The 17,275-nt window shown below is 53.6% G+C and carries 20 protein-coding genes; 11 read left to right on the top strand and 9 right to left on the bottom strand.

What is annotated here, in order from left to right:
• The first annotated feature begins 73 nt into the window (after window positions 1-73).
• From smpB to BLW97_RS01650, 3 genes are all read left to right on the top strand, one after another.
• Window positions 74-535, top strand: coding sequence for an SsrA-binding protein SmpB (gene smpB / locus BLW97_RS01660; protein WP_031569980.1), 462 nt, complete (start codon window positions 74-76; stop codon window positions 533-535).
• Window positions 536-599: 64 nt separating this feature from the next.
• Window positions 600-1,220 (top strand): thioredoxin fold domain-containing protein, encoded by a 621-nt coding sequence (locus BLW97_RS01655; protein WP_010641343.1) that lies wholly within the window; start codon window positions 600-602, stop codon window positions 1,218-1,220.
• Window positions 1,217-1,726, top strand: coding sequence for a disulfide bond formation protein B (locus BLW97_RS01650; RefSeq protein ID WP_142089370.1), 510 nt, complete (start codon window positions 1,217-1,219; stop codon window positions 1,724-1,726). The genes BLW97_RS01655 and BLW97_RS01650 overlap by 4 nt, the downstream gene beginning before the upstream one ends.
• A 41-nt stretch (window positions 1,727-1,767) precedes the next feature.
• Here the strand turns inward: BLW97_RS01650 and BLW97_RS01645 are convergent, their stop codons facing one another.
• Together BLW97_RS01645 and purE are read right to left on the bottom strand one after the other, a co-directional pair.
• Window positions 1,768-2,901 (bottom strand): 5-(carboxyamino)imidazole ribonucleotide synthase, encoded by a 1,134-nt coding sequence (locus BLW97_RS01645; protein ID WP_075322119.1) that lies wholly within the window; start codon window positions 2,899-2,901, stop codon window positions 1,768-1,770.
• Entirely contained in the window at window positions 2,898-3,395 is a 498-nt protein-coding gene (purE, locus tag BLW97_RS01640) for a 5-(carboxyamino)imidazole ribonucleotide mutase (protein WP_010641336.1), read from the bottom strand. Before purE ends, BLW97_RS01645 begins: the two co-directional genes overlap by 4 nt.
• A gap of 41 nt (window positions 3,396-3,436) precedes the next feature.
• On the opposite strand from purE, the gene trmB reads away from it, so the two are divergent.
• Entirely contained in the window at window positions 3,437-4,129 is a 693-nt protein-coding gene (gene trmB, locus BLW97_RS01635) for a tRNA (guanosine(46)-N7)-methyltransferase TrmB (RefSeq protein WP_077218172.1), read from the top strand.
• A 320-nt stretch (window positions 4,130-4,449) separates the two neighbouring features.
• Window positions 4,450-5,577, top strand: a complete 1,128-nt coding sequence (locus BLW97_RS01630; protein WP_075322118.1) for an NAD(P)/FAD-dependent oxidoreductase — start codon at window positions 4,450-4,452, stop codon at window positions 5,575-5,577.
• A gap of 25 nt (window positions 5,578-5,602) precedes the next feature.
• On the opposite strand, the gene BLW97_RS01625 is transcribed toward BLW97_RS01630, so the two are convergent.
• Genes BLW97_RS01625 through BLW97_RS01615 form a run of 3 tightly spaced genes read right to left on the bottom strand, consistent with a single transcriptional unit; the run spans window position 5,603 to window position 8,989 of the window.
• Window positions 5,603-6,793, bottom strand: a complete 1,191-nt coding sequence (locus tag BLW97_RS01625) for a glycosyltransferase (RefSeq protein ID WP_075322117.1) — start codon at window positions 6,791-6,793, stop codon at window positions 5,603-5,605.
• Between the two features lie 11 nt (window positions 6,794-6,804).
• The gene (locus BLW97_RS01620) at window positions 6,805-7,929 is read right to left on the bottom strand and encodes a PilT/PilU family type 4a pilus ATPase (protein ID WP_024893379.1); all 1,125 of its coding nucleotides are present in this window, start codon (window positions 7,927-7,929) and stop codon (window positions 6,805-6,807) included.
• 10 nt (window positions 7,930-7,939) lie between these two features.
• On the bottom strand, window positions 7,940-8,989 hold the full coding sequence (locus BLW97_RS01615; protein WP_075322116.1) for a type IV pilus twitching motility protein PilT: 1,050 nt from the start codon (window positions 8,987-8,989) through the stop codon (window positions 7,940-7,942).
• A 106-nt stretch (window positions 8,990-9,095) separates the two neighbouring features.
• On the opposite strand from BLW97_RS01615, the gene BLW97_RS01610 reads away from it, so the two are divergent.
• From BLW97_RS01610 to bioB, 4 genes are read left to right on the top strand one after another with little or no spacing between them, the layout of a single operon-like run.
• The gene (locus BLW97_RS01610) at window positions 9,096-9,767 is read left to right on the top strand and encodes a YggS family pyridoxal phosphate-dependent enzyme (RefSeq protein ID WP_075322115.1); all 672 of its coding nucleotides are present in this window, start codon (window positions 9,096-9,098) and stop codon (window positions 9,765-9,767) included.
• Entirely contained in the window at window positions 9,764-10,591 is an 828-nt protein-coding gene (gene proC / locus BLW97_RS01605) for a pyrroline-5-carboxylate reductase (protein ID WP_075322114.1), read from the top strand. Before BLW97_RS01610 ends, proC begins: the two co-directional genes overlap by 4 nt.
• The gene (locus BLW97_RS01600) at window positions 10,588-10,869 is read left to right on the top strand and encodes a YggT family protein (protein ID WP_010641324.1); all 282 of its coding nucleotides are present in this window, start codon (window positions 10,588-10,590) and stop codon (window positions 10,867-10,869) included. Before proC ends, BLW97_RS01600 begins: the two co-directional genes overlap by 4 nt.
• Before the next feature lie 37 nt (window positions 10,870-10,906).
• Window positions 10,907-11,851, top strand: a complete 945-nt coding sequence (bioB, locus tag BLW97_RS01595) for a biotin synthase BioB (RefSeq protein WP_075322113.1) — start codon at window positions 10,907-10,909, stop codon at window positions 11,849-11,851.
• A 59-nt stretch (window positions 11,852-11,910) separates the two neighbouring features.
• Here the strand turns inward: bioB and BLW97_RS01590 are convergent, their stop codons facing one another.
• Window positions 11,911-12,474: an acyloxyacyl hydrolase gene (locus BLW97_RS01590; RefSeq protein WP_024893374.1), complete on the bottom strand. Its 564-nt coding sequence runs from the start codon at window positions 12,472-12,474 to the stop codon at window positions 11,911-11,913.
• Between the two features lie 242 nt (window positions 12,475-12,716).
• Here BLW97_RS01590 and BLW97_RS01585 point away from each other — a divergent pair, with 242 nt between their 5' ends.
• Window positions 12,717-13,730, top strand: a complete 1,014-nt coding sequence (locus tag BLW97_RS01585) for an HlyD family secretion protein (protein ID WP_010641319.1) — start codon at window positions 12,717-12,719, stop codon at window positions 13,728-13,730.
• Window positions 13,731-13,926: 196 nt separating this feature from the next.
• Here BLW97_RS01585 and BLW97_RS01580 read toward each other — a convergent pair whose 3' ends face one another.
• Genes BLW97_RS01580 through BLW97_RS01570 form a run of 3 tightly spaced genes read right to left on the bottom strand, consistent with a single transcriptional unit; the run spans window position 13,927 to window position 16,159 of the window.
• Entirely contained in the window at window positions 13,927-14,646 is a 720-nt protein-coding gene (locus BLW97_RS01580; RefSeq protein ID WP_075322112.1) for a pyrimidine 5'-nucleotidase, read from the bottom strand.
• Entirely contained in the window at window positions 14,643-15,503 is an 861-nt protein-coding gene (gene argB, locus BLW97_RS01575; protein ID WP_010641315.1) for an acetylglutamate kinase, read from the bottom strand. The genes BLW97_RS01580 and argB overlap by 4 nt, the downstream gene beginning before the upstream one ends.
• A 29-nt stretch (window positions 15,504-15,532) precedes the next feature.
• Entirely contained in the window at window positions 15,533-16,159 is a 627-nt protein-coding gene (locus tag BLW97_RS01570) for a TetR/AcrR family transcriptional regulator (protein WP_010641313.1), read from the bottom strand.
• 177 nt (window positions 16,160-16,336) lie between these two features.
• Here BLW97_RS01570 and BLW97_RS01565 point away from each other — a divergent pair, with 177 nt between their 5' ends.
• Window positions 16,337-17,275 (top strand): hypothetical protein, encoded by a 939-nt coding sequence (locus tag BLW97_RS01565; protein WP_010641311.1) that lies wholly within the window; start codon window positions 16,337-16,339, stop codon window positions 17,273-17,275.

The following is a 17,275-nucleotide window of genomic DNA, read 5'->3' as shown; positions in this document are numbered from 1 at the left end:
AAAGTCAATGCCACTTTCTGCATACCCCTTTTTTCACGTACAATCATCGGCTGACTGGCACGGGAGTTGTGCAATGAGCAGCACCATCGCCCTGAATCGTGAGGCGAAACACGATTATTTCATAGAAGAACGTTTTGAGGCGGGAATCGTCCTGGAAGGCTGGGAAGTCAAATCCATGCGCGCCGGGCGCCTGAACCTCAAGGACAGTTACGTCATTGTCAAAGACGCTGAGCTCTGGCTGCTGGGTGCGCATATCAGCCCCCTGCTGACCGCCAGCACACACATTCACCCTGATCCTACCCGAACCCGCAAGCTGTTGATGCACCGCGAGCAAATCAACCGGATGATTGGCAGCGTGGAACGCAAGGGTTTTACCATCGTCCCTCTGGCCATGTACTGGAAGCAGGGCCGGGCCAAGGCAGAAATAGCGTTGGTCAAGGGCAAACAGGAACATGACAAGCGGGCAACGATCAAAGAGCGGGAATGGCAAAGGGACAAGGCCCGGATCATGAAAGGCGGGTCCAGGGATGTTTGATGGGCTGCACGCCCAAATGATATCCATTTTGCCTCACAACTGAAGCATACAAGGAATTATGCCCATGATTCATGCACTGAAAAATTTGCACCGGACTTGTCTGACGCTTTGCTTATTGCTGGGGGTTCTACTTGTTCAGAGCGCCTCGACCGTTGCCGTCGCTGGACCAGCAACAGGCAGTGACGGGGATCAGGATTATTGGCAGGCCCTGACCCACACCCATTACATTCAGGAAGGCAGCAAGGGACCGATTATTTATGATTTTTACGACCCCAATTGTCCTTATTGCCATGAAATCTATACCTGGCTGCAAAACCCAATCCATAACAAACAAATACAGGTCAGATTCATTACCGTAGGTTTTCTGACACCCAGTAGCGCCGGTAAAGCTGCTGCCATTCTCGCGGCCAAGGACCCGCTAGCAGCCCTGAAACTGAATGAAAATAAATTCAGTACCAAAGATGGTCCAGAAGGGGGCATAGATCCTGCGCCCATAGCCGTACAAAATAAAATGAGTGATGTACTGAATTTCAATGCTTCGCTTTTGGTCAACAAGGAAGCCGAAGTGCTCGGGATTCCCGGAGCCAGTGTGCCTTTTCTGGTCTATCGCCAGGATGGCAAAATTCGTTATGTCCCTGGTTTACCCAACAACAAACAATGGTCAGAAATTATTCACGCACAATGACTGCGTCCAGATACGCATCCTGGCTGGCGGCTCTGGTCATTCTGGCTGGCATCCTTGCCTTTTCGCTGGTGCTGTGGCTGCAGTTTGCGCAAGGTGAGCAACCTTGCAGCATTTGTGTTTACCAACGTCTGGCTGATCTGGCCGTCATCGTCATTGTTACCATGGGCTTTTTCTGGAAAGGCACGGTACGCCAGGGTTTATGGATATTGGCAGCGTTATATGCCCTGCTGGGCGCAGCCCTGGCAGGGTGGCAGTGGCACCTGACGCAGATGGCGGCAGATCAGATAGAAACCTGCTCTTCGGTCCAGGTTTTTCAGAGTAGTCCCGCCCTGGGCGGCTTGGGAAATGATTTAGCCTCGACCTTATCCGGCCATGGTTCCTGTGCGCTGGCTGGCAGCAAAAGCCTGGCAGGATGGCCCATCACCCACTGGAGTATGGCTTTTTTTGTGGGTTGCGCCGTCCTGCTCCTGATCGCCCAGTGGTTGAGCCGCCGCGTTCAGACTTAATCCTGAAAACGGCAGTTGCCGTTTTTTCAGCGGGCAGGCAGTTAACGCGGCCAGTTCCAGTCCTGGCGCAGCGTCTCCAACACCGCCAAAGCCCGCTCGACATCAGAACTCAAGGCATTTACATGGCCCATTTTGCGACCGGGGCGGGCTTCCTTCTTGCCGTACAAATGAACCTTGATTTGCGGATGCTGGAACAGCTTCTGCCAATCCGGTCCGCCTTCTTCCCACAAATCACCCAGCAGATTCATCATGACTACGGGGCTGAGCAGACGGGTATCTGCCAGGGATAACCCGCAAAGCGCACGTACCTGCTGATCAAACTGACTGCTGACACAGGCATCAATGGTATAATGACCACTATTGTGGGGGCGCGGGGCCATTTCATTGACCAACAGACGGCCCTCTTCCTCCACAAAAAATTCAACGGCAAGCACACCGACATAGTTCAGCGCCTCAGCAATGCACGCCGCGCTTTGTCGCGCCTGATTTTGTAGTGCCTCTGGAATTCGGGCGGGCACAATACTGAGATCAAGCACAGCATGGTGATGACGATTTTCTGCCAGGGGATAAAACACCATCATCCCCTCCACTGAACGCGCCAGCACTACGGAAAACTCCTGCACCAGTTTAATCCGTGACTCCAGAATGGCTTCCGGGGTATTCAGGCTGGCCCATGCGGCTGGAAGTTCGCTGGCCGTGGTCACATTCTGTTGCCCCTTGCCATCATACCCAAAGCGGGTAGTTTTCAGGATGGCAGGAAAACTCAGCTTTCGTGGCACAAGCTCCACATCATCCTTTTGTCTGAGCAGTGCAAAAGGCGCGACTTCCAGACCGAGGTCCTGAAAAAAGGTCTTTTCCCGGACCCGGTCCTGGGCAATGACCAACGCCGTGGAGCCGGGGCGCACAGGTATTCGCGCTTCCAGATAAATCATGGCCGAGGCAGGGACATTTTCAAACTCGGCGGTCACCGCTGCACAGTGATCCGCCAAAAGTTCCAAGGCAGAAAAATCATCATAGCGTGCACAAAGATGACGGTCTGCCACGGCCGCCGCCGGACAATCTGGATCAGGATCGAGAACCCATACACCATAACCCATGCGCCGGGCCGCCAGCGTAAACATTTGACCCAACTGCCCACCTCCCAGAATTCCGAGGGTGGCACCGGGTAAAATCATGGCTCAGAATCCGGCAAAGTCATGGCTAATACGGCTGCTTCCTGTTGGTAACGAAAATCCTGCAGGCGCCGGGCAAGCATCGGATCACTTGCCGCCAACAAGGCTGCGGCGAAAAGACCGGCATTGGCGGCACCCGCAGTGCCGATGGCAAAAGTGGCTACCGGAATGCCCTTGGGCATCTGTACAATGGACAGGAGTGAATCCATGCCGTTCAGATGTCGGGAAGGCACCGGCACACCCAATACCGGCAAGAGGGTTTTGGCGGCGAGCATCCCCGGCAGGTGGGCAGCGCCGCCCGCTCCGGCAATAATGCAGCGCAGCCCCCGGGATGCGGCCGTCGCGGCATAATCAAAAAGCAGGTCCGGGGTTCGATGCGCCGAAACCACCCGCTTTTCATGGGGAATATTCAATGCCTGCAGTTGTTCTGTCGCAGCGACCATGACTTCCCAGTCACTGTTGCTGCCCATTACCACCCCGACCAGGGGATGTTCCATGCCTGCTCTCCTCTCTAGGCCTGCACATTAAACGAGTTATAATGCCTGTCATGGAAGAAGCGCTCAATACCGGGCAACGCCCGATTCGCAGTTTTGTATTACGCCAGGGACGTATTACCGCCGCACAACGTCGGGTGATTCAGGACGCCCTCCCCGCTCTGCAAATCCCAACCGGGGAACCCTGGCAGGATCCCTGGAATGGGCAACGGAACATCACCCTGGAAATCGGTTTTGGCAACGGCGAACATCTTGCCGCCCTTGCCGCCGCAAATCCCGATCAGAGTTTTATCGGTGCAGAAGTACACACTCCCGGAGTCGGCTCTCTCCTGTTGCAGATGGAAAAAGCGGGCATTGATAACATCCGTATTATTCATGATGATGTCGCCGCCTGGATGAAAACCCTGCCAGATGCTTTGTTTGCGCACATCATCATTCAGTTTCCCGATCCCTGGCCGAAAACCCGGCAACAAAAACGCCGCCTGATTCAGGCTGAGTTCGCGGACACATTGCAGCGCCTGCTCAAAACGGGTGGAGAATTACAACTGGCAACGGACTGGGCTGATTACGCAGAACAAATGCTGACCGTCCTCAATCAGACCCAGGGCCTGATAAATACGGATTCTGGAAATAGCTTTTCGGAGCGACCCGCCAATCGTATTCCGACCCGTTTTGAACGTCGTGGCGAAAAACTCGGACACAGTGTTTATGATCTGGTGTATCGACGCACAAGTTGATCCATAAACGGCATCTGCCGTGGGTGCTTTTTGCTCCGTTGTTCCTCGCCTGTTGTTCTAGGGCTCATCCTGCTGTCAGGAGAGAACTCGCCCTGCGGGCTCAAACAGCTCTCCTGAAGGGCGCAGGATTTCGCCAAGAACAACAACGGCTCAAAACAAAAGTCGCGGCAAAGCACCCACGGCAGATGCCGTTTTTAGGATAAGACTTTTCGGTATGCTGCCTTCCGTTATGGTGCAATATCCCGGAAAAGGTTTTGCGATATACTCATGCATCGAAATGGATGCTTTTATATGGAAACCCATGAACGAGGACCGATAACATGCACAAAGTCAGCATTATAGGAGCAGGGTTTGGGGGTTTGACCGCCGTGCGGCAAATTCGCCGGCAGTTACCCGATGCCGAAATCACCCTCATCGCCCCCAAGGCAGAGTTCATTTATTACCCCAGTTTGATCTGGATTCCCACCGGTCTCCGTCAGGGTGAGCAGCTCCGCATCCCCCTTGACTGGTTTTTTCAGCGCAAAAATGTGCATTTCCATGCCGGGCGGGTGACGGAATTGCGCGACGCAGGTCGGACGGTGGTTACTGATCAGGGTGAAATAGTCAACGATATTTTGATTATTGCCAGCGGTGGCCGGGGTCTGCGCAAATTGCCGGGCATCGAGCATAGCCTGGCCATCTGTGACGGTATTGAGGCTGCCGAGCAAATTCGCGATCGCCTGGCGGCCCTGGACAAGGGCACTATCGCCTTTGGCTTTGCCGGTAATCCCCAGGAGCCCACCGCTGTGCGCGGCGGGCCTGTTTTTGAGCTCCTGTTTGGCATTGACAGTTATCTGCGCAAAACCGGCAGGCGTGAACAGATTGATCTGGTATTTTTTAATCCCATGACCGAACCCGGTAACCGCCTGGGTGCCAAAGCAGTTACCGGATTGCTGGCCGAAATGGAAAAACGCCAGATCAAGACGCATCTCGGTCATAAAATCACTGGATTTTCTGCAGATAAAGTCATGACGGAAGGTGGCGAAATCGCGGCAAATCTGATTCTCTTCATGCCCGGCATGACGGGACCTGATTGGGCACAACAATCCGGTTTACCGCTTTCGACCGGTGGCTTTATCCAGGCGGATGAGTACTGTCAGGTTCCCGGACATCCGGGGGTTTTTGTGGTGGGCGATGCGGGATCCTACGCCAACAGTCCGGACTGGCTGCCCAAGCAGGGCCATACCGCCGACCTGCAGGCCGAAGCCGCCGTGCACAATGCGGTTTTAAATCTCCAGAACCAGGCTTCTGACAAGCCTTTCCGGGCTGAGCTGGTGTGCATTGTGGATGCGCTGGACAGCGGCATCATGGTGTTTCGCAATAAGGACCACGCCAGCGTTCTCCCCAATCCCCTCTGGCATGCCGCCAAAATGGCTTTTGAATGGCGGTATCTACTGCATTATCGATAAGAACGCATCCATTCTGCGCCATTTATCAGTGTTTTTCTCCAGACTGGTCATAGTGGCGCCCTTTCCAGGCGCCCCCTTTGCCCAGATAGTGACGGCGTGCAGAATCCAGCGTCATGAGCATGTAAAGCATGGCTGCAAGGGGCAAGGTCAAAACCCAGAGGCTGTTCTGTGCATAGAGGCGGACGCTGGGTAAATAAGCCCTGAACATCAGGGCCAGGGTCAATGCCGACAGGATCAGCCCTAGCCATTGCTGCTCCCAGCATCCGGCAATCAACAAAATCAGTGGTACGGCGTAAAGAAAAAGCATGGCCACTGTCGCCGTCAACAGCCGCCATGGACTGAACTCCAGCTGCACGTAGGCCGAACGTGTCACCATCCGCCATATTTCGCCGAGAAAACGATAGTCACGCAGGCTGTAACTTTCGGTACCCAACCCTAACCAAATCGGGCCCTGAGTTTTCAACAAGGCAGCCAGCGTACAGTCATCAATCAAGGCCCCGCGCATGGCAGCAAAGCCCCCTGCCTGCATCAGTAAATCCCGCCGCAACAACATGCACCCGCCTGCGGCTCCAGCCAGCTTGCGGCGCGGATCATTCACCCAGGGAAAAGGATAAAGCATCTGAAAAAAGAAAATGAAGGGCGGGATCAGCAAGCGCTCCCAGAAACTGTGACAGGACAACATCACCATCAGCGACACCAATGCGCGGTTTGCACGCTGCTGCAGGGCCACCAAGCGGGTGAGCACATCAGGACCATGGACAATGTCCGCATCGGTAAACCACAGCAGTGACACATCCTCAGCAGCCAGCGCACCCTGGTGCATGGCCCAGACTTTGCCCGCCCACGCTTCGGGTAGCGTTGTTCCACTGAGAACCTGCAGACGATCTGAAGCCCCTGCCTTTTCAGCGGCTATTTTCGCACGCTGTGCAGTTCCGTCCTCACTTTGATCATCCACTACGATGACCCGCAGCTCTCCCGGATAATTCTGGCGCAGCAAAGCCGTTACACAGGGTCCGATGCCTTCGGCCTCGTTACGTGCCGGGACAATGGCCGTCACCGCCGGAAGACCGGCGGTATTGGTTTCAGCGGCTTTCAGGAATTCTGCGGAGAGCACCGGCAAGCGCTGATCAGCGCGCCAGAAAAATCCCCGGGCAAAAAACAGCACCAGCCAGGCCAGGAGATCCAAGGCTGCTAGTGCATCCAGAAACCAAAACACAGGGCTTCCCGCTATATTTGCCACTTATCCTCGGAAGAATGCTTAACCCCTGGGTCATCCAAACCGCGACGCAAGCAATCCTGCTTGATAGCCAAACGTAAATCATTTTGAGAATCGGCGGCACGGAGCGCATCTTCATATTCCACCAAACCCTGAGCGTATAAATTCAGCAGACTCCGATCAAAGGTTTGCATGCCCACATCATTGGTGCGACCCATGGCTTCCTTGAGCATTCCGACTTCGCCTTTGTAGATAAGATCAGCAATCGCCGGCGTATTAATCAACACCTCAATGGCGGCAATACGTCCCGCCTGCCCCTTGATGGGCAGAAGTCGCTGGGAAACAACGGCTTTCAGATTCAGGGATAAATCCATCAGCAACTGCTTTTTCCGATCTTCGGGGAAAAAGTTGATGATGCGTTCAATGGCCTGGTTGGCATTATTGGCATGCAGAGTAGACATGCATAAGTGCCCGGTTTCTGCGTAGGCCATGGCGTGATCCATTGTATCCCTATTACGCACCTCACCAATCAAAATCACATCAGGCGCCTCACGCAGGGCATTTTCCAGTGCTCTTTCATAACTAAGCGTATCTATGCCGACTTCCCGCTGATTGACAATCGATTTCTGATTCTTATGAATAAATTCAATAGGATCTTCGATGGTCAGGATATGACCGGCAGCATTCTGATTACGATACTGAATCATGGAAGCCAATGAGGTACTTTTACCCGAACCGGTCGCGCCCACAAACAGCACCAGACCTCGCGAAGTCATGGCGAGATCCTTCAGAATGGGTGGCAATTTGAGCTGCTCCAGGGTCGGGATTTGGGTTTTAATGGCACGCAACACAAAACTCAGTTCACCACGCTGATAAAATCCATTGACCCGAAAACGCCCGATGCCTGTAGCTGAAATAGCCATGTTGATTTCTTTTTCGTGCTGAAATTCCTGCAGACGCTCCATCCCCAGAATTTCCTTGGCGAGACTGAGCACTTGCCCGGGTTTCAACATATCTGTACCCAGATTTACGGCGCGTCCATCAATTTTCATGACCGGCGGAGAACCCACAGTCAGATACAAATCAGAACCGTTTTTTTCGACCATCAATGCCAGCAGATCATCCAGTACAGACATTCAATATTCCTCAGGCCACATTCATAAAACTGTCTTTGTTCTGCACCCGGCGCATTGCCTCTTCGCGAGTAATTTTATGGGCACGCACCAAATCTGCCAGGCATTGATCCAGCGTTTGCATGCCCTGGTTTTGTCCGGTCTGAATGACTGAGTACATTTGTGCCACTTTATTTTCGCGAATGAGATTACGAATAGCCGGCGTGGCAATCATGATTTCATGAGCTGGAACCCGCCCTTTTCCATCGGCAGTTTTCAGCAGGGTTTGCGAAATGACCGCCCGTAAGGATTCAGACAACATGGAGCGGACCATGTCCTTTTCCCCGCCCGGGAAAGAATCGACAATACGATCAATGGTTTTTGGTGCTGAACTGGTATGTAGCGTCGCAAAAACAATGTGTCCGGTTTCTGCTGCCGTCAAGGCAAGCCGCATGGTTTCCAGATCACGCAACTCACCGACCAGAATAATATCCGGATCTTCACGCAGCGCCGAACGCAGGGCGTTTTCGAAGGAATGGGTATTCGGCCCCACTTCACGCTGATTAATCAGGCACTTTTTAGCCGTATGGATGAACTCTATGGGATCTTCGATGGTAATAATATGATCTGGCCGATTAGCGTTGATATGATCCACCATAGCCGCCAGGGTCGTGGACTTACCAGACCCGGTTGGTCCGGTAACCAGTATCAGTCCACGCGGGATATTAATAATTTCCGTAAAAGATTTTGGCGCATTGAGATCTTCCAGACTCAGCACCTTGGCCGGAATAGTGCGAAATGCCGCAGCGGGACCCCGATCCTGATTAAAAGCATTCACCCGAAAACGCGCAATACCGGGCAGTTCATAGGCAAAATCGATTTCCAGATTTTCTTCATACCATTTTCGCTGGGAATCGGACATGATGTCGTAAATCATCGCGTGGACAGCCTTTCCGTCCAGTGCTTCAACATTGATGGGACGTATATCGCCGTTAATCCGCAACATGGGTGCGAGACCCGCAGATATGTGCGTATCTGATGCGTTATTCTTCACCGCGAAGGTGAGTAGTTCAGCAATATCCATCTATAAATCTCCACATGGCATGGTAATACCCGGCATTTGGGCATTGGGACTCATGCGCGTTACTATAGTCGACCTTGGCCATTTCGCCCACGTTTCATGGAGCAGCATGTCCCTCGCTGAAAATCTGGCAAATATAAAGCGCACTCTAAGGCAGCCCGACCGCCCCACATTACTGGCGGTGAGCAAGAGGGTCCCGGCGTCTGTCATCCGCGAAGCCCATGCCTTGGGAATGCGTCATTTCGGTGAAAATTACCTTCAGGAAGCGCTGGATAAACAGGATGAACTACACGATCTGAAGGATATTTACTGGCACTTTATCGGACGGATTCAGCGTAACAAAACCCAGGAAATTGCCCGGCACTTTGCCTGGGTCGAAAGCGTTGACCGTCTGCTGATTGCCCAACGACTAAACAGTGCCAGACAGGAAGTTTCGACTCCCTTGAATGTGCTGATTGAAGTGGCCGTCAGCTCGGAAGACAGCAAGGGAGGATGCCCACCTGCGCAGCTTGTGGCACTTGCAGAAGGCATCCAGCAACTCCCCTTTCTCCGTTTGCGTGGCCTGATGGCATTGGTCCATCCCGACCCTGACCAAGCAAACGTCAATTTTCAGCAAATGCACAGCTTATTCAACACGCTGCTACAAAGCGGGAATTACCCTGACCTGGATACTTTGTCCATGGGAACTTCGTCTGATTTTGTGCAGGCGCTAGAGCATGGAGCCACAGAAATCCGCTTGGGTACGCGCTTGTTTGGCAGCCGTCACCAGGAGGCAACATGATTGAACAAGATATCGTATTTATTGGCGCAGGCAATATGGCTCGTGCCCTTATTTCCGGAATGCGCCAGCTTGGCGTACCAGGTAGCCAGATTCAGGTACATGCCCCCAGTACCCAGCGTCGTGAAGCCCTTGCCGAAGAATTCGGCCTGCGTAGCCGTCCTGCCAAGGCCGAAAAGCTGCCGCAGAACAGTCTGGTGATTTATGCCGCCAAACCCAAACAGGTAGATGGAATTCTCAGCGAATGGCGGGAATCATTCGCGGATGCCCAAGTCCTTTTTGTATCCGTTGCAGCGGGCATTTCCAGCCAGCAAATGCGCAGCATCCTGGGAGAGAATGTGGCCGTAGTCCGCGCCATGCCCAATACGCCTGCGCAGGTGGGAGCGGGAGCGACGACCCTCTTCGCCCAGGCAACGGTCAAGGCAGCGCAGTGCGACATCGTGCAGCAGATTTTCTCAGGGGTGGGCAAGGTGTTCTGGTTGCATGACGAATCCCTGATGGACGCAGCTACCGCCCTGGCGGGCAGCGGCCCTGCCTATGTATTGTTATTTCTGGAGGCACTGGAAGACGCCGCTGTACTTGAAGGACTGGATCGGAACACCGCCCGGGCTCTGGCTTTACAGACGGTGTGGGGTACCGCCCAGATGGCAGCAGCAAGTCCTGCGAGCCCCAGTGAACTGCGCCACCAGGTCACCAGTCCCGGTGGTACGACCGCTGCCGGTCTGGCGGTCTGGGAAGAGCAGTTGCGGCCCCTGGCCCAGCGTGCCCTGGCTGCAGCCGCCGCGCGCAGTCGTGCTTTGGGCCAGTTTCTGAAGACCAAAGCATGAATGCAATCAGCATTGAAGCTGCTCGCCTGACGGATCTGGTACTTACCCTGCTGTTCTGGGCCATCCTGATTCGCGCCATTTTATCCTGGGTCCAGCCGGATCCCCGTAACCCCATTGTCCATTTTCTGGACCGGGTAACCGGACCCATCCTTTATCCCCTGCAGCGGATTATTCCACCCATTGGCGGAATGGATCTCAGCCCGCTGGCGGCCCTTTTACTCATCGAGTTATTGAAAGGTCTGCTGGTCAATGCCATTCTGAACCTCGGCGGCGTTTAATACGCCAGGCACCTTTCGACGCGAACCGGAAACGCACATGACACCTTCTAAACACACTTACAGCCTGGACAGCATCCTGGAAATCTATGCACGTCCTTTCAATGATCTGATTTTTGAGGCGCAGCAAATTCATCGTCAGCATTTTGATGCCAATACCATCCAGTGTTCCACCTTACTGTCCATCAAAACTGGCGGTTGCCCGGAAGACTGTGGCTATTGCTCGCAAAGCGTCCACCATGACAGCAGCCTGAAACCGGAGCCCCTCATGGATATTGAAGCTGTGCGCAGTGCCGCCACCGCCGCCAAGGCCAACGGTGCGCAACGCCTGTGCATGGGGGCAGCCTGGCGCTCTCCACACGACAAGGATATTGAAAAAGTCGCCGCCATGATTCAGGTGGTCAAAGAGCATGGGCTGGAAAGCTGCGTCACCCTGGGCATGCTGAAAAGCGGGCAGGCAGAACGTTTGCAGGCTGCCGGACTGGATTACTACAATCATAATCTGGATACCTCCCCGGAATTTTATGGTGAGGTCATTCATACCCGCAGCTTTCAGGATCGTCTGGACACTCTGGAAGCCGTCCGCGATGCGGGCATCAAAATCTGTAGTGGCGGTATTCTGGGCATGGGTGAATCGCGCCGGGATCGGGCCCGGATGCTTCAGGTGCTGTCGCAACTGCCTCAGGCACCGGAAAGCATTCCCATCAATGCCCTGGTACCCATTCCCGGCACGCCTCTGGAAACGGCCTCGCCCATTGACGGCCTGGAGTTTGTCCGCACCATAGCCGCTGCCCGGATCATCTTTCCGCAAGCCTATGTCCGCCTTTCTGCAGGACGGGAAACCATGAGCGACGAATTGCAGGCTCTGGCTTTTCTGGCTGGTGCCAACAGTATTTTTCTGGGGGATCGATTACTGACCACCAGCAATGCCAGCAGCGGACATGACCAGATTTTATTTGAAAAGCTGGGGCTTCACGCCGGATAAGCTGAAAGCCCTCTGACCCATAAGGAATCAGAGGGCGTAGCCAGCTCTAAAAACTCAAATCAGGAATGCTCCCCGAAGGACAAGGGCATGGAATAATTGAGCATGATTTCATCTTCGCCCGGATCGCTATCCTTGATATAAGCATTCGAAATATGAGCGATTTTCAGGCCGAAACGGGACTGATTGGCAAACTGGTAATCGAGACTGAGCTCCAGACGAAACTGAAAAGTGCCATCCAGATATTTGCCCCGCCCTTGATGATAACCACCCATGGCCAAAACGGGGGTCAGCACCCAGTGATCCCAGGCAACATCCGTATAAAAGCCCGTATACCCCATAAAGCCGCCATTGGTATTGGCCATCAGACCATAGACAGCACCAACCCCGAATAACTTGGCACCCGTTTGATATTCGAGGTTAATCTCTGGAAGTGTGGCATTAGTATAGCCTGGACCAGGAGTCACACCTGCCGCATTAAATGCGCCAAGACCAATATTAAAATACGAAGGTCCGCCCTGAATCACGTGCAAACCTTCGCTATCCGCCAGTGCTGGAGTTGCCGCCAATAATCCGAGAACGGCACTGCCTAAAATACCCGTCCAGGCCCACTGTTTGTTTTTCATGATTACTCCTTATATCCAGTTCATTCATGCATCATCTTGCCGACTTGAAGTGTTTAGGTTAAGGTATCAACCGAACGGTCAGTATGCGATTTACTTCCGAGCCTGTCAAAATTTAACAACAGGACTGAACTTACGCTACTGACTCACCGGAGTACCCTGGAGCCTAGTATATATGGAATATTATGCTTCGTTGATGGGGTGCTTCTGGAATTGGCTGCAGTAATTGCAACACAAGGAAAGCTATGCGCTGGCTCAAACGCTTTTTGGTCCTGATCATTCTCATTATTGTCGCTTTCGGTGCCTATGCCTATTTTCAGATTGCCAATTATTACCCCAACACCGATGACGCTTACATCCATGCCCACGTGGTCAACATTTCGCCACGCGTGACTGGACATATTGTTCATATTTATGTGCGCGACAATCAGGTGGTACACGCCGGGCAGCCTCTGGTCAAAATAGACCCCGAGGCCTACCAGTACGATGTAGAGAAAGCCGAGGCAGAACTCGCTCAGGCAGAACGCCAGACGGATGCTATTCAGGCCAACATTGCGGCAGCCGAGGCGCGAGTCAGTGCCGACCAGATCACTTACCAGAACGCCCAACGCAATGCCCAACGCGCTGCGGCACTGGCAGCTCAAAAATATCTGTCTGCGCAGGAAGCAGATAACCGGATGACGGCTGCAAAAGGCGCCATGGCACAATGGCAAGCCGAAAAGGCCAATTTGTCTGCTACCCGCGCCCAGCAGAGCCTGAATGCAGCTCGAATCGCCGCAGCCAAGGCCGCACTGGGGACCGCCAAAATGTATCTTGCGGAAACCACTTTGTATGCGCCAATCACCGGGGTGGTCAGCAAAGTCGACAAAATTCATGTGGGCGATGTCGTCAGCATCAACCAGGATCTTTTCCCGTTGATCGGAAACGCTCAATATTGGGTGGAGGCCAATTACAAGGAAACCGATCTGAATCGGGTTCACCCCGGTCAGGCTGCCAGTATCCACGTAGACATGTACCCCAATCACCAATTCAAGGGGACGGTGGTCAGCCTAAGCGGCGGTGCCGGCAATGCTTTTTCCTTGTTACCACCGGAGAATGCGACAGGTAACTGGGTAAAGGTCACGCAACGGGTACCCGTACGGGTGATGATTACCAACCCTGATCCAAAGCTGCCCTTACGTATTGGTACCAGCGCTTCGGTCACCATCAATACCGGCGGTGCACCGGGTTGGGTCAAGTTTCTGAAACCACTTCTGTAGTCTCCTGAAACGGCAGTGGGGCTTGTAAGCTTTGCAGCGACTTTGGCCCGCGCCGTTGTTGTTCTTGGCGAAATCCTGCGCCCGTCAGGAAAGCTGTTTGGGCCCGCAGGGCGAGCTCTCTGCTGACAGCAGGACGAGCATTAGAACAACAGGCAAGGGACGTTGGAGCAAAAAGCTTACAAGCCCCACTGCCATTTCAGGACAAATCGTAACGCCAGCCCATGATTGATGGAACCCGGCTATGGGCGCTACGCGAACGCCTGCGATTTTTTTCAATGTGTACCGTACGCATACCCATCCAGCGAGCAGTCCGCAAATTAGCCAGCGTGTCATCAAAAAAAACACAACGCCAGGCGGGAACTTTCAATCTTCCAAGAACCTGATGATAAGCATGATGCTGGGGTTTCCCCTGAAAACCTGCGGTCTCCATATCAAATACATCCACCACAATATCCGCCACGCCCAAACGCTCCAGCACCCGCCAGGCATGACTGGCCAAGCTGTTCGTAAAAACAAATACGGGGCCGGGAAGTTGCACGAGCCAACGACGTAATTCCGGATTTTCGGGGACCTGGGCAGACAGAACCGGGGGATGAATGGCCTTCAGGAAAACCCGGGGATCAACAGTATGATGCCGCATCAAACCCGCGAGGGTGGTCCCATAAGTCCGCCAGTAATGGCGCCGCAACTGATCGGCGGCTTCCATCTTCAGGCCAAGCTCCTCCATCAGGAAGGCATTGATGTGCTCATGCATCCAGGGAAAGCAGTAACGGTCTGCATCATACAGGGTATTGTCGAGATCAAAGAGAAAAACCGGCAGCGGGCCGCGTCGCCAGGCTAACAGACGACGCTTGCGGGCTGCCGCAGAAAAAGCGTGTCTGTTACGCTGTGGAGCAGGAACGGACAGCTTTTTCAATGGCTGCCAGCAATCAATGTCCCCACCCCGGCGTCGGTAAAAATCTCCAGCAACAAGGCATGGGGGACTCTGCCATCAATAATATGCGCAGCCTGCACACCGGCAGCCACAGCATCCAGACAACACTGAATTTTGGGCAGCATGCCACCATATATCTGACCATCGGCAATCATTTGTGCCACTGCGCCAGCCTCCAGCCGGGTTTGCAGGGTACCCTCTTTATCCAGTACCCCAGCCACATTGGTCATTAAAATCAGCTTTTCGGCTTTCAGGGTGGCGGCCAGCGCTCCGGCGACCAGATCGGCATTGATGTTGTAAGACTCGCCCCGAGCGCCGACGCCAATGGGGGCCACTACCGGGATAAAGTCGCCCTGGTCCAACCAACGAATGACTTCCGGATTGACGGCGGCCACTTCACCGACCATCCCCAGATCAGCCACCGCATTGCGCAGCGGACGGGCGCGGAGCAAAGCCCCATCTTTGCCGGTCAGCCCCACTGCCCGCCCACCGGCACGATTGATTCCCTGAACAATTTCCTTGTTGACGCGACCGCCGAGCACCATTTCCACTACTTCCATGGTCGCCGCATCGGTTACGCGCATGCCATCTACAAAGCGGGTTTCGACGCCCAGACGTTCAAGCATGGCGCCAATTTGCGGCCCCCCGCCATGAACCACCACAGGATTCATCCCTACTTGCTTCATCAAGGTCACATCATAGGCAAACTGCTCTTGCAGATGCGCCTCTGTCATCGCATTACCACCATATTTGATGACAATGGTCCGTCCATGAAAGCGTTGCATGTAGGGCAGGGCTTCCACGAGAACATGGGCTTGCAGTTGAGGATTTTTATCCATAAGAATCTCTATGTGGGATGAAGCAAAACTCAGGATGAGGCCGGGACCAGCCCACGCAAAAGAATTTCGACAATACCCGCATCATATCCGGCAGGATCGTCTGCAAAAGTAATGGGGGGATAATGCCGTAATATATCTCTCGACTGGAAAAAAAACACGTTGGCACCCAAGAGGAGCGTAGCGACCAGAGCCGGATCAAAGTCCTGGCGAAATTCGCCTCGGCTCTGTCCCAGCTTCAGAACATCTACCAGAGCAGAAAACATATCCGCGAAACCCTGCTCGGCAAATTCCTGTGCTCGTGGCGCGCCCCTTTCCAGGATCTCCCGCCAGACCAAACGCACCAGTTGTGGCCTGTTCAGCAGTGCCTGCAGATGATTGCGGGCAAAATGCCGCAATACATCCAGAACCGAGCCGTGGGCACTGACGGCTTCGTTCAGCACCGCACGCAGATTATGGCTGGCCACGCGCAACACCGCGAGATACAGCGTGTCTTTATTCGGAAAATAGTGGTAAATATTGGCTTTACTGATACCAGCCTCGCAGGCAATAGCATTCATGGAAACCGCATCAAAGGCTTTATCCGAGAAGAGTTTTTCGGCAGCAGCGAGGATACGTTGCCGCCCCTCGCCTTCTACCATCGCCAGCGTATTATCCATAAAATCCCCTCAGCGATCTCTTTCCACATATTATCAGCCACTTGAAAAACACCCGACCAATCGGTCAATATCAGGTCAGTGTAGCATCAACAAAGGCGATTGTCGCTTTACAGTAAAAATCTAACCGTTATCCTTGGCATTCATCCTCAAGATCGGTTACTGAAAAAGGAAGCTCCCATGTTTAGTCATTCTCCCAGTCAGGGAGACCTGTCTTTTTCGCTATTACTGCGCGCATTACGGGGAATCACCCTCTGGCAACCCATTTTGGTGTATGTCCTCGCCGTTTTTATCGGCATGGCGGGCCTTGAATTTTTTGTGCAGTGGCTAGGTGGGATGCTGGGTGCCAGCATCGGAATGCTGATTTTGTTCGTCAGTTTTGGGGTGGGGTATCTGGGTGCTGGCGGGGTACTATTACATGAAGCCCGGGGTGACTCCTTACCCGGGATTTTGCGTAGTCTCCGCTTTGGCTTAAAAGCTCTGCCCCGGCTGATTGGCTTGCTGATCATCGAAAGTCTTTTGCTCTTTGGCATTTTTGTGGTTGAGCTACTGGGATTTCTGGCCTGCAAAATACCAGGAATAGGAGCGATTTTGTTTGTACCGCTTTTCCCGGTGGCCATGTTGATAAATGCCGTAGTTTTCGTTCTGGCCATCATTGTTTTCAATCTGTCCGGTCCAGCGCTTTGGCATGGTGAATCGGTCAGCAACTCCCTGCGCCACACCATTGGTATTGCCCGTAACAAACCCGGCTCCATTTTGCTGATGATGTTGTTACTCGGGGCGTTATCTGCTGGTCTGGCAATCATTATCGCCATCATCCTTTACACCGGATACAGTATGGCACTGTCCGCTGCGGCCCCAGCTCTGGCCAGCGAACTGAGCCGTAGCGCCGATATGTTTTGGCAGATGATGGATGCGATCACGGGTTATCCTTTTATGCTGGACCATGCAGCGCATTCCAGCATCACTGCGAATACTGCCCTGTATAATGTCGGGCTCAGCATGGGGATGGGCGTTGCCACCGCATTGGTTTTCATTATACCCAACGTCGTATTTTTGCTGGGCATGGCCCATATTTATATTGAGGCCCTTGAACTGGTTGCCCCTGAGGATGTCTAA

The organism is Acidithiobacillus albertensis (assembly GCF_001931655.1).
Taxonomy (GTDB): domain Bacteria; phylum Pseudomonadota; class Gammaproteobacteria; order Acidithiobacillales; family Acidithiobacillaceae; genus Acidithiobacillus; species Acidithiobacillus thiooxidans.
The sequence above is the reverse complement of the archived record's forward strand: the minus strand, read 5'-3'. Positions and strand labels throughout refer to the sequence as shown.

What these genes read in the sequence shown, in the direction of transcription:
- BLW97_RS01650 (WP_142089370.1), top strand. Translation starts at nt 1,217, where the DNA reads ATGACTGCGTCCAGATACGCATCCTGGCTGGCGGCTCTGGTCATTCTG.
- smpB (WP_031569980.1), top strand. Translation starts at nt 74, where the DNA reads ATGAGCAGCACCATCGCCCTGAATCGTGAGGCGAAACACGATTATTTC.
- proC (WP_075322114.1), top strand. Translation starts at nt 9,764, where the DNA reads ATGATTGAACAAGATATCGTATTTATTGGCGCAGGCAATATGGCTCGT.
- BLW97_RS01570 (WP_010641313.1), bottom strand. Translation starts at nt 16,159, where the DNA reads ATGGATAATACGCTGGCGATGGTAGAAGGCGAGGGGCGGCAACGTATC.
- BLW97_RS01655 (WP_010641343.1), top strand. Translation starts at nt 600, where the DNA reads ATGATTCATGCACTGAAAAATTTGCACCGGACTTGTCTGACGCTTTGC.
- argB (WP_010641315.1), bottom strand. Translation starts at nt 15,503, where the DNA reads ATGGATAAAAATCCTCAACTGCAAGCCCATGTTCTCGTGGAAGCCCTG.
- purE (WP_010641336.1), bottom strand. Translation starts at nt 3,395, where the DNA reads ATGGAACATCCCCTGGTCGGGGTGGTAATGGGCAGCAACAGTGACTGG.
- BLW97_RS01600 (WP_010641324.1), top strand. Translation starts at nt 10,588, where the DNA reads ATGAATGCAATCAGCATTGAAGCTGCTCGCCTGACGGATCTGGTACTT.
- BLW97_RS01615 (WP_075322116.1), bottom strand. Translation starts at nt 8,989, where the DNA reads ATGGATATTGCTGAACTACTCACCTTCGCGGTGAAGAATAACGCATCA.
- BLW97_RS01620 (WP_024893379.1), bottom strand. Translation starts at nt 7,929, where the DNA reads ATGTCTGTACTGGATGATCTGCTGGCATTGATGGTCGAAAAAAACGGT.
- bioB (WP_075322113.1), top strand. Translation starts at nt 10,907, where the DNA reads ATGACACCTTCTAAACACACTTACAGCCTGGACAGCATCCTGGAAATC.
- BLW97_RS01610 (WP_075322115.1), top strand. Translation starts at nt 9,096, where the DNA reads ATGTCCCTCGCTGAAAATCTGGCAAATATAAAGCGCACTCTAAGGCAG.
- BLW97_RS01630 (WP_075322118.1), top strand. Translation starts at nt 4,450, where the DNA reads ATGCACAAAGTCAGCATTATAGGAGCAGGGTTTGGGGGTTTGACCGCC.
- BLW97_RS01585 (WP_010641319.1), top strand. Translation starts at nt 12,717, where the DNA reads ATGCGCTGGCTCAAACGCTTTTTGGTCCTGATCATTCTCATTATTGTC.
- BLW97_RS01590 (WP_024893374.1), bottom strand. Translation starts at nt 12,474, where the DNA reads ATGAAAAACAAACAGTGGGCCTGGACGGGTATTTTAGGCAGTGCCGTT.
- BLW97_RS01565 (WP_010641311.1), top strand. Translation starts at nt 16,337, where the DNA reads ATGTTTAGTCATTCTCCCAGTCAGGGAGACCTGTCTTTTTCGCTATTA.
- trmB (WP_077218172.1), top strand. Translation starts at nt 3,437, where the DNA reads ATGCCTGTCATGGAAGAAGCGCTCAATACCGGGCAACGCCCGATTCGC.
- BLW97_RS01645 (WP_075322119.1), bottom strand. Translation starts at nt 2,901, where the DNA reads ATGATTTTACCCGGTGCCACCCTCGGAATTCTGGGAGGTGGGCAGTTG.